The 6,937-nt window shown below is 64.8% G+C and carries 5 protein-coding genes; 4 read left to right on the forward strand and 1 reads right to left on the reverse strand.

All coding sequences use genetic code 11. The features are described 5' to 3' along the window. Positions 1-235 precede the first annotated feature (235 nt). The 4 genes from KZO25_RS05015 to KZO25_RS05030 all read left to right on the forward strand — a co-directional run bounded on the left by KZO25_RS05015 (position 236) and on the right by KZO25_RS05030 (position 5,375). A complete protein-coding gene (locus KZO25_RS05015; protein WP_223136102.1) occupies positions 236-802 on the forward strand; it encodes a TetR/AcrR family transcriptional regulator in 567 nt (188 codons plus the stop codon). After that, on the forward strand, positions 799-1,989 hold the full coding sequence (locus KZO25_RS05020) for an MFS transporter (RefSeq protein WP_223136103.1): 1,191 nt from the start codon (positions 799-801) through the stop codon (positions 1,987-1,989). The genes KZO25_RS05015 and KZO25_RS05020 overlap by 4 nt, the downstream gene beginning before the upstream one ends. A gap of 187 nt (positions 1,990-2,176) precedes the next feature. After that, positions 2,177-3,622: a uracil-xanthine permease family protein gene (locus KZO25_RS05025; protein ID WP_223136104.1), complete on the forward strand. Its 1,446-nt coding sequence runs from the start codon at positions 2,177-2,179 to the stop codon at positions 3,620-3,622. A gap of 91 nt (positions 3,623-3,713) precedes the next feature. Beyond that, positions 3,714-5,375, forward strand: coding sequence for a methyl-accepting chemotaxis protein (locus KZO25_RS05030; RefSeq protein ID WP_223136105.1), 1,662 nt, complete (start codon positions 3,714-3,716; stop codon positions 5,373-5,375). A 156-nt stretch (positions 5,376-5,531) separates the two neighbouring features. On the opposite strand, the gene KZO25_RS05035 is transcribed toward KZO25_RS05030, so the two are convergent. Next, on the reverse strand, positions 5,532-6,937 hold a 1,406-nt coding region (locus tag KZO25_RS05035; protein ID WP_223136106.1), incomplete at its 5' end, for an OmpA family protein.

Raw genomic sequence — 6,937 nt, forward strand, 5'->3', positions numbered from 1 at the left:
CCGCTTTCCCGGGAAAGCGGCCCATTTTATTGTCTGGCTGTAACCTCCTTCTCTTCATTTCACGCTGCTTCATGACCAGCGCCACATCCCCGTGTTCGCAAAAGGAGCAGTATCTGTCATCTCCCTGGAAGAGGCTCAGCAATGGGCCAGGCCGGGGTCGCTTGACACCACCGCGTCTCCTGTACTTAGATAGGCCTAAATTTAGATAGATCGGTCTATATAGGAATTGCATCCGATGCCAGCTTCCAAGCGCGACCAGTTGCTCGCCACGGCCGAGCGACTCTTCTATGAACAGGGCTTCCACGCCACTGGCATCGATCGCATCGTGGCCGCCGCCGGGGTGGTACGCATGACGCTCTACAACCACTTCGCTTCCAAGGAGGCTCTGGTGGCGGCGGTTCTGTCGGCCCGCCATGAGCGTTTCATGGCCAGCCTCGATGCGGCAGCGGCCTCCGCCTCGCCGGGCGAGGTGACACCTGCCCTGGTCGACGCACATGGCCACTGGCTGGAGCGGTACAGCCAGCATGGCTGCATCATGGTCAAGGCGATGGGCGAGTTCGCCGAACACAGCACCGAGATCCATGCCCTGGCGGCAGCCGCCAAGTCCGATCTGCTGGCACGCCTGGAAACCGCCGTGGTGTGCGATGGCCTGGACCACCACGCCGGCCTGGCGCGACATCTGTTCATGGTGCTGGAAGGCAGCAATACGACGGTGGCCCTGCTGGGCCCGCAGACGGCCCTGACCGACACTCGAGCGGTGGTCGATGCCCTCCTCGCAGCGGCCCGGAGCGAGACCCCATGAGGCCCCTCTCCCCCCTCGGCATGGCAGCCCTCGGAAGCGGGGTCATCGCCATCACCTACGGCCTGGCCCGCTTCGTGTTCGGGCTCTTCCTGCCTTCGATGCGCGACGAACTGACAATCTCCGCGACCATGGCAGGGGTAATCGGCGCCCTGCCTTTCCTGAGCTTCGTCTTCGCCATTCTCGCCGCGCCTTGGGTGACTCGCCGACTCGGGGTACGCCGCACGGGGGTGGCGGCCGCCGGCCTGGCCGGGGTAGGCCTGATGACCATCGCCCAGGCACCTTCATCGCTGCTGTTGGCCGCCGGCGTGCTGCTCTGCGGGATCAGCACCGGGCTGTCATCGCCGGTCATGGCCCAGGCGGTCTATCGGGTCGTACCGCCCGATCTGCGCGGACGCGTCAACGCCACCATCAATGCGGGCACCAGCCTGGGGATCGCGCTCGCCATGCCCGCGGTGCTGCTCTGGGCGGAGGCCTGGCGCAGTGCCTATACCGGATTCGCCGTCCTGGCGGCCCTGGCCGCACTGGCCGCCTTCTGCTATCTGCCTCGGGATGACCGGCGCACCTCACTCTCGCGCCCCCGACTGCTCGCCGCGCCGGTAAGCCGGGCGCAATGGCTCGGTATCGCCCGGCTGAGCGGCCTTGCAATTGGCATGGGGTGTGTGAGTGCAGCCTACTGGGTGTTTGCCCCCGATGCGGTGATCAACGCCGGGGGGCTCGCGTCGAGCCAGACTGCCTGGATGTGGCTGGCGGTGGGAATCGGAGGGCTGACGGGTGCCGGCGCCGGGGATCTCATCTCGCGCTTCGGGCCGGCTGCGAGCCATGCTGCCGGCCTCACGGTGATGTCTGTCAGCCTCGCGATATTGGCTATCGATCCCGGAAACTTCGCTCTCGCCCTGTCATCCGCGGCCCTGTTCGGTGCCGGGTACATGATCCTTACCGGTTTCTACCTGGTCAGGAGCACCCAGATCATGACCGAGGCGCCCGCTTTCGCCCCGGTGCTGCCGCTGCTCGCTACTTCGGTCGGCCAGGTTGCCGGCTCTCCGCTGGCCGGCTGGCTTGTCGGAGCCGAAGGCCATGTCACCACCTTCCTGCTCTTCGCCACCCTGGGGCTCGCTGTCGCCGGGCTGGGGTCGTGGTTACTGAAGGAGAAACCCGACTCAGCCCCTGCCAGCCATCCTTGCCAATAGACCCTGCCATTAACCCCCTGCAACAAGCCCCGCCCAGCCTATCGCCAGCGACGCAAGTGCGCTGGTGTTCCTTATGCGCTGCCGGACCTGGATGTGAAAAATATTTCTAGTATACAATTTTATCAGATACTGTAGACACCACAGCTAGCAGATGTACTACAAATCCAAGAACAGATCGGAAGTCCTCATGCCCAAGCAGCAGGTCAATACGTCCATCTTTGACTTTCACGGCAGGCCGCCCCTGGGCAAGGCCTTGCCCCTCTCGCTTCAACATGTGCTGGCCATGATCGCCGGCGTCATCACCCCGCCGATCATCGTTGCAGGGGTCGTGGGTGCCAGCGTGGAAGAGCGGCTACTGCTGATCCAGATCGCGGTGCTGGCCTCCGGCGTCAGCACGCTTTTCCAGCTCTACGGCGCCTGGAAGTTCGGCGCTCGCCTGCCCGCCATCTTCGGGGTGGGCTTCGCCTATGTGCCCACCCTGGTCGCCGTGGGCGGCCAGTACGGCCTGGCCGGCATCCTCGGAGCCCAGTTGATCGGCGGCATCTGCATGATGGTGGTGGGCTATTTCATCCAGTACATCCGCCACCTGTTCCCACCGGTGGTAGCCGGCACCGTGGTGCTGGTGATCGGCTTGTCGCTGTATGACATCGCGGTGCGCTACATGGCGGGCAGCGGTAACGTCGAAGCCCCGGGTTTCGGCGAACCGCTCAACTGGCTGGTGGCCCTGGTCACGCTGGCAACGGTGCTGGTCGCCTCGCAGTTCGGCAGGGGGGTGGTGAAGCTTTCGGCCATCATCGTCGGCATGGTGGTGGGCTACGCGCTGTCGCTGCTGCTCGGCATGGTCAGCTTCGAGGCGGTCGCCGATGCCGGCTGGGTGGCGGTGCCCCATTTCATGCCCTTCGAGCTGGAGTTTCACACCTCGGCGATCATCGCCATGGTGATCATCTGCGTGATCAATTCCGTGCAGACCATCGGCGATCTATCAGCCACCACGGTGGGGGGCATGAACCGCGAGCTGAAGACGCGCGAGCTCACCGGGGGGCTGCTGGGCAACGGCTTGACCACCACGCTGAGCGCCTTCTTCGGCGCCCTGCCCACCGCTACCTTCAGCCAGAACGTCGGCATCGTGGCAATGACCCGCGTGATCAGCCGCTTCGTCCTGGCGCTTGCCGGCGGCTTCATGCTGCTGGCCGGGTTGAGCCCCAAGTTCGGTGCCCTGGTGACGACCATCCCCTACCCGGTACTCGGCGGTGCGACCGTCATCGTTTTCGGCATGATCACCATGACCGGCATCAAGCTGCTGATAAAGGACGAGCTGTCGGCGCGCAACATGACCATCGTCGGCCTGGCGCTGGCCCTGAGCCTGGGTATCTCACAGGTGCCCGAAGCGATAGCCCAGCTCCCCGAGTGGATACAGAGCGTGATCGGTGGCTCCCCCATCGTGGTCGCGGCCATTACCGCCTTTACCCTCAATCTCGTTCTGCCCCGAGTCAGCCTGGCCGACGAGGAGCGCGAGCGAGAACAGATGGCCCGCGCCGACGAGGAGAGCAACTGCAGCACAACCCAGGACCGGGAAGCAGCCGCTGACTCCCATCGCCAGGAAGGCTCGGCTGGCAAGGCCAGCAACAGCTGAGGTCGGTTCAGCCCGGCCCACCGGCGGGCTGAGCGCCTCCCATCATCGCGATGCAACTCGAGCCCTGCCCCGGGGCCACCAGGAGTCACAAGTGAAAAGCCTGAGCCATCTTTCCGTGAAAATGAGCTGGACGCTGGTCCTGCTCGCCTTCCTCACCCTGTTGATTGCGCTGAGCGCCATGGGGCTCTATGCGGTCAACCACAGCCAGCGCAGCTTCGATACCTTCAGTGCGGTGAACGTCAGCCAGCAGGCCGCCCTCAACCGTGCCAATTCGATGCTGCTAAGCGTACGCATCGACATGGCCGGCGTTTACGAAGAGCTGCTGGAGAGTTCCGTCGCAGGCACCACCGCCCAGACCACCGATGCCCAGAGTCTCGGCGAGCGGCTCGAGGCGGTAGGCGACAACTTCGAGCGCTTCCTGGAACTGCCCGTTCGCCCCGAACACGCGGAGTTGATGAGCCCCATCGAAGCCAGCTTCAACGCGATGATGGAGGACAGCCTGCAGCCGCAGGCCGAGGCCCTTGCCGCTGGCGATCTTGCCACCTACCAGACGCTGCGCGAACGGGCCTCTACCGATAACGCCAGCTTCTACCAGGCCGCCGTCGGCTTCTTCCACCAGGTGGAAGCCGAAGGCGCCGAGCGCGCGGAGAACTTCGGCACGGTGGTCACCACCGCGCAGCGAGTGATCGTGGTTGTCTTCATCGTCGCCCTGATCGTGATCGGCGTCGTCTACCGTGGCGTCAGCACCAACCTGATCGGGCCGCTGGACCGTATCGTGCAACACTTCCAGCGCATGGCCAGCGGTGACCTTTCCGCGACAATCGAATCACGCGGCCAGAATGAAATCGGCAAGCTCTTCTCGTCGTTGGCGGCCATGCAGCGGGGCCTCTCGACCACCGTCGCCACGGTGCGCGACAGCAGCGCGGAAATACTCGCCAACTCCAGCGAGATCGCCAGCGGCAACCGCGACCTGGCGGCACGCACCGAGCGCCAGTCCGCCTCGCTGACGGAAACCGCCTCGAGCATGGAGGAGATGACCTCCACCATGGAGCGCAACAGCGAGAACGCCGCGCTTGCCAGCGAGATGGCCCGAGAAGCGGCCGAACGAGCCGACCAAGGCGGTGATGTCGTCGCCAACGTGGTCACGCGGATGCAAGAGATTCGCGAAAGCTCGCAGCAGGTCACGGAGATCATCGGGCTGATGGACTCCATCGCCTTTCAGACCAATATCCTGGCCTTGAATGCCTCGGTGGAAGCGGCCCGCGCCGGCGAGCATGGCCGGGGCTTTGCGGTGGTGGCCAACGAGGTGCGCAAGCTCGCCACGCGAAGCGCAGACGCCGCCACGGAGATCCGCCAGCTCATCGAGACCTCCGTGCGCCAGGTCGAGGCCGGCACCCAGCAGGCGGACAGCGCCAGCAGCACCATGGGCTCGATCATGACCTCGGTGCAGCGCGTCAACGAGCTGATGAACGAGATCGCCGTGGCCTCCAATGAGCAGCGCGCCGGCATCGGCGAAGTCAACACCGCGGTGGGCGACATGGACAACACCACCCAGCAGAACGCCGCACTCGTCGAACAGGCAAGCCTGGCCGCAAGCCAGCTTCAGGCGGAGGCGCAGCGCCTGGATGAAGCGGTGGCGCGATTCAAGCTGGCAGACCGGTCTCAGGAACCCGCCACCCTGGCGGCCCTGCCGTCCCATTCTGAGGCGTGCGCGCCAAGGCTGGCGGACCAGAGGGGCCTGGTGCCGGCCTGAGTCTCGCTCGATAAAAGCATGCCCCGGGAGTGCATTCGTGCGCGGTTCCTATGAGCCGCGCCGAGTCACTGAGATATGAACTGGCGCTCGTGGCAAAGCGCTTACGAGAAAGCCGACAGAGCGCATTGTCTGTCGGCTTTTGCGGTGCTGCCTTTCCTAGAGGCTGACTAACCCTGCATCGATCAGCGGGGTGATGCGCCGGACGCTCGCGCGTCGGTTTACCTGGCTGGGGCCCTGCGTATCCAGTTTCAGATAGCGCTCACCATAGCCCTGCACGATCAGGTTTTCCGGGGGTATGGCGAAGTATTCGGTCAGTGCCAGGGCAACAGCTTCTGCTCGCCGGTCAGACAGCCCGAGGTTCATCAGGTCCGACCCCACGGCATCGGTATGGCCTTCGACCAGGAAGATCTCGTTCGGGTGCTGCTCGATGATATCGGCCATGGTGTTCCCGATCAGCCTCAACGCTTCGGCCTCGGAGGGCTGGATGGCCGACGAGCCGGTCGCGAACTGGATAACATCGAGATCGATACGCGGCATCATGTCTCGGAGTCGTGAGTTTTCGCGTACCTGACGGAGCGTGAAGACGCGATCGAACTCCTGTACCGGCGGTGCCAGCAATGCTTCGCGCAGGATGTCCTCATCAGCACGCCGGTAATCGACCACGTAGCGTTCTTCCGGCAGGTCGTAGCGCAGGGGTGGCAGGGATTCCTCGAGGTCGACGGAAGATACCCAGCTATCGGCCTTGCGCGTTTCGTCGATCAGCACGATGGCGGTGTCATCGGGCAGATAGCGGGTGCGCTTGAGAACGAAGCCACCGGAATCGCGAATGGTCACGATCCGGCTGCCATCCTCGCGAGTGACCGTTGAGCGGGTGATGCCATCGGCAAAGGATTCTGTGGTCTCGGTTACCCCAGGACGGCGCAGCAGGAGATTCTCGTCCTTGCGCACATGCAGTTCGCCATCGCGCTCAACGATCATGCGATCGCCTTGATTCTCGACGACCCGACCACCGAGCTGGGGGATCAAGGCGCCTGCGACAGCACCTACCGCGGCGGCTCCCAGGTATTTCCATATCTGGTTGTCGTCACCATCGGCTTCTGACGCCGTGGCCTGGGCGTCTTCGTCGCTGGTACGCGTGGTATCCGCAGTCACGACCGATTCGGATGTCTCACTGGCTTCCTGGGTCTCAAGGGCGGCGGCAGAGGCTAGGGCGGCGGCTTCGGCCTCGGCCAGAGCTTCCGCATCCGCCTTGTCACTGGCCTCCTGCTCGGCCAGGGCGTCGGCTTCAGCCTGTTCGATGGCCTCTTGCTCGGCGACGGAGCGTGCCTCGGCCTGCTCGGCGGCCTCCTGCTCGGCCAGGGCGTCGGCTTCAGCCTGTTCGGCGGCTTCCTGCTCGGCCAGGGCGTCGGCCTCGGCCTGCTCGGCGGCCTCCTGCTCCGCCAGGGCGTCGGCTTCGGCCTGCTCTGCGGCCTCCTGCTCCGCCAGGGCGTCGGCTTCGGCCTGCTCGGTGGCTTCCTGCTCGGCCAGGGCGTCGGCTTCGGCTTGCTCGGTGGCCTCCTGCT

The organism is Halomonas sp. ANAO-440, assembly GCF_019915905.1.
GTDB classification, from domain to species: domain Bacteria; phylum Pseudomonadota; class Gammaproteobacteria; order Pseudomonadales; family Halomonadaceae; genus Halomonas; species Halomonas chromatireducens.